The following is a 3,933-nucleotide window of genomic DNA, read 5'->3' on the forward strand; positions in this document are numbered from 1 at the left end:
CGCAGCTACTTGTAGCTTGTAGCCCGTAGCTCGTAACTTTATTCCTTTCTGCACCCTTATAGGCTAATTTCAGTAGTTGATTCATATTAATTTCTGTTTTAGTTGGAGTGACATTATATGAATGTGGAAATATTCTTCTAATTTTGCATACATGAATGCGAATTATATAGAAGAATTGAATGAGGGGCAGCGCGCGGCAGTGCTTTACAACGACGGCCCGTCACTGGTTATAGCCGGGGCAGGCTCCCGGAAAAACGCGGGTGCTAACTTACAAGATAGCCTATCTGTTGGAGAATGATTACCAGCCTTGGAATATTCTGGCTCTGACTTTCACTAATAAAGCTGCCCGTGAGATGAAAGAACGTATTGCCCGGCAGGTGGGAGCAGAGCGGGCACGTCATTTGTGGATGGGTACGTTCCACTCCATCTTTTTGCGTATTCTGCATGTGGAAGCTGCGAATATTGGCTTTACTTCCCAGTTCACTATTTATGATACGGCGGACAGCAAGAGCTTGGTGCGCTCTATTATAAAAGAGATGGGGCTGGACGAGAAGGTTTATAAACCGGGCAGTGTGCAGGCACGTATATCCAATGCAAAGAACCATCTGGTTTCTCCGGCAGGATATGCGGCTAATAAGGAAGCATACGAAGGTGATTGCGCTGCTAAAATGCCCGCTGTCCGTGATATTTATCGCCGCTACTGGGAACGTTGCAGACAAGCGGATGCCATGGATTTTGATGATTTACTCTTTTATACCTTTATATTATTCAGGGATCACCCCGAAGTGCTGGCACGTTATCAGGAGCAGTTCCGGTATATTCTGGTAGATGAGTATCAGGATACCAACTATGCGCAGCATAGCATTGTGTTGCAGTTGGCCAAAGGGCACCAGCATGTTTGTGTGGTGGGAGATGATGCGCAAAGTATCTACTCTTTCCGCGGGGCTGATATTGACAATATATTGTATTTTACGAAAGTATACCCTGATACGAAAGTCTTTAAGCTGGAACAGAACTATCGCTCTACGCAAACCATTGTCTGTGCTGCCAATAGCTTGATAGAGAAAAATCAAAGGCAGATACGTAAAGAGGTTTTCTCTGAAAAGGAACAAGGAGAGGCTATCGGAGTGTTCCAGGCATACAGTGATGTGGAGGAAGGAGATATTGTTGTCAATAAGATTGCAGGGTTGCGCCGTTCGGAGCATTATGTTTATTCTGATTTTGCCATCCTTTACCGTACCAATGCACAAAGCCGCGTATTTGAGGAAGCCATGCGAAAGCGGGGGATGCCTTACCGTATTTACGGTGGCCTGTCTTTCTACCAGCGTAAAGAGATTAAAGATGTGATAGCTTATTTCCGTCTGGTAGTGAATCCTAATGATGAGGAAGCGTTTAAACGTATCATTAATTATCCGGCTCGTGGCATCGGAGAAACGACGGTGGGCAAGATTATTGCTGCTGCCACGGAAAATAATGTCAGCCTTTGGAATGTACTTTGCGAACCGCTGGCGTACGGATTGAATTTCAATAAAGGCACGCATACCAAGCTACAAGGTTTTCGTGACTTGATAGTAGCGTTCATAGAAGGAGTGGCAGAGAAGAATGCTTATGAGATAGGTACGGAAATCATCCGTCAGTCCGGCATTATCAATGATGTCTGCCAGGATAATTCGCCGGAGAACCTCAGCCGTAAAGAAAATATTGAGGAACTGGTGAATGGTATGAGTGACTTCTGCGCAATGCGTCTGGAAGAAGGTAATCCCAACGTTTCGCTGACGGATTTCCTTTCTGAGGTGTCGTTACTCACCGATCAGGACTCGGATAAAGATGGAGACGATGAGAAAATTACGCTTATGACTGTCCATTCCGCCAAAGGGCTGGAGTTTAAGAATGTGTTTGTGGTGGGAATGGAAGAAAACCTTTTTCCCAGCGGTATGGTGGGAGACTCGCCTCGTGCTTTGGAGGAGGAGAGGCGCTTGTTCTATGTAGCCATTACACGTGCAGAAGAACATTGCTTTCTCTCATACGCCCGCACTCGTTTCCGTTATGGAAAGATGGAATTTGGTAGTCCCAGCCGCTTCCTGAAAGATATTGATATTCGCTTTCTACGCTTACCTCAGGATACAGGGTTGGGTAGTAGGGTTGATGAAGAGGCCGGACATTTCCGCAGGGAAAATAGTGGCGGGTTCTCTCGTTCGCCCCATGCCCGTGAGTCATTGTATAGTCCTGAAAAGGAAACTCCCCAGCGTCCTAAACAGCAGATTATTGCTCCAAGCGTGCCGCGCAACCTGAAACGGGTGACTCCATCCGCTTCGTCTGCTGCGCCGTCTTCCGTTTCGGCAATGACTGTGCAACCGGGGCAGCTTATCGAGCACGAACGTTTTGGCTTGGGAGAAGTGATGAAGGTAGAAGGCAATGGTGATAATGCCAAAGCAACCATTCGTTTCAAGAATGCGGGCGACAAGCAACTTTTGTTGCGCTTTGCCCGTTTTAAAATTATCGGTTAAATTATAAGAATGAAGAATTACGTTGCAATGTATCCGCATAGCGCAGCAAAATTCTTCATTCTTCATTTCTCATTCTTAATTAAAAAAGATTGCTGCTTATGATAGATTTCAATTGTTTTCCATCTCCGTGTTACATCATGGAGGAAGAATTATTAAGAAAGAACCTTGCCCTTATAAAGAGCGTTGCCGACCGTACCGGAGTAGAAATTATTCTGGCGTTCAAGTCTTTTGCCATGTGGCGCTCGTTTCCCATTTTCAGGGAGTATGTCGACCATTCTACAGCAAGTTCCGTTTACGAAGCGCGTTTGGCGCTGGAAGAGTTCGGCAGCAAGGCACATACATATTCTCCTGCCTATACGGAAGCTGATTTTCCTGAAATCATGCGTTGCAGCAGTCATATCACTTTCAACTCCTTGTCGCAATTCTGTCGTTTCTATCCTATGATAGTGAGAGAGGGGAGTGGTATCTCTTGCGGCATTCGTATCAATCCCGAATATTCAGAAGTGGAAACAGAACTTTATAATCCCTGTGCTCCCGGAACCCGTTTCGGCATAACGGCGGATTTATTGACTGAAACCCTGCCGAGGGGCGTCGATGGCTTTCATTGCCATTGTCATTGCGAATCCTCTTCTTATGAGCTGGAACGTACGTTGAAACATTTGGAAGAAAAGTTTTCCCGTTGGTTCCCGCAAATCAAATGGTTGAATCTGGGTGGTGGTCATCTGATGACACGCAAGGATTATGATGTGGAACATCTCATCCGTGTGCTGAAAGATTTGCGTGCCCGTCATCCGCATCTGCGCATTATCTTGGAGCCCGGTTCCGCCTTTACCTGGCAAACCGGCGTACTGACTTCCGAAGTGGTGGATATTGTAGAAAGCCGGGGCGTCCGTACCGCCATTCTCAATGTCAGCTTCACCTGTCACATGCCCGACTGTTTGGAGATGCCTTACCAGCCTGCAGTGCGCGGTGCTGAGATGGGAAACAACGGTGGCTGCCATGTATACCGGCTGGGTGGAAATTCGTGTCTGAGCGGCGACTATATGGGAGATTGGAGCTTTGATCATGAATTGCAAATCGGCGAGCGCATCGTCTTCGAAGATATGATTCACTATACTATGGTAAAAACAAATATGTTCAACGGAATTCACCATCCTGCCATTGCTATGTGGACAAAAGAAGGGAAAGCTGAAGTGTTCAGGCAATTTTCTTACGAAGATTATCGGGACAGAATGAGCTGATAATCAAAAAAATGCCATGAATACAGGGTGGATGTACGTTTTTCTTCGCGAAAAAAAAGAGCCGGAATGTTTGCAGGTTTGGAGAAAATATCTACCTTTGCATCCGCAATCGCGGAAATAGCTCAGTTGGTAGAGCATAACCTTGCCAAGGTTAGGGTCGCGAGTTCGAGTCTCGTTTTCCGCTC

The 3,933-nt window shown here is 46.3% G+C and carries 1 protein-coding gene, 1 tRNA gene and 1 pseudogene; all 3 read left to right on the forward strand.

Annotated elements, in window-relative coordinates:
• Positions 1-151: 151 nt before the first annotated feature.
• The 3 genes and pseudogenes from QZ135_RS24695 to QZ135_RS24705 all read left to right on the forward strand — a co-directional run bounded on the left by QZ135_RS24695 (position 152) and on the right by QZ135_RS24705 (position 3,932).
• A pseudogene (locus QZ135_RS24695) lies at positions 152-2,507 on the forward strand (UvrD-helicase domain-containing protein).
• Between the two features lie 98 nt (positions 2,508-2,605).
• Positions 2,606-3,748, forward strand: a complete 1,143-nt coding sequence (gene nspC, locus QZ135_RS24700) for a carboxynorspermidine decarboxylase (RefSeq protein ID WP_294615755.1) — start codon at positions 2,606-2,608, stop codon at positions 3,746-3,748.
• Positions 3,749-3,859: 111 nt separating this feature from the next.
• A tRNA-Gly gene (locus tag QZ135_RS24705) sits at positions 3,860-3,932 on the forward strand.
• Position 3,933 lies beyond the last annotated feature (1 nt).

It is taken from the genome of uncultured Bacteroides sp., from assembly GCF_905207245.1.
GTDB lineage: Bacteria > Bacteroidota > Bacteroidia > Bacteroidales > Bacteroidaceae > Bacteroides.

What these genes read in the sequence shown, in the direction of transcription:
- nspC (WP_294615755.1), top strand. Translation starts at nt 2,606, where the DNA reads ATGATAGATTTCAATTGTTTTCCATCTCCGTGTTACATCATGGAGGAA.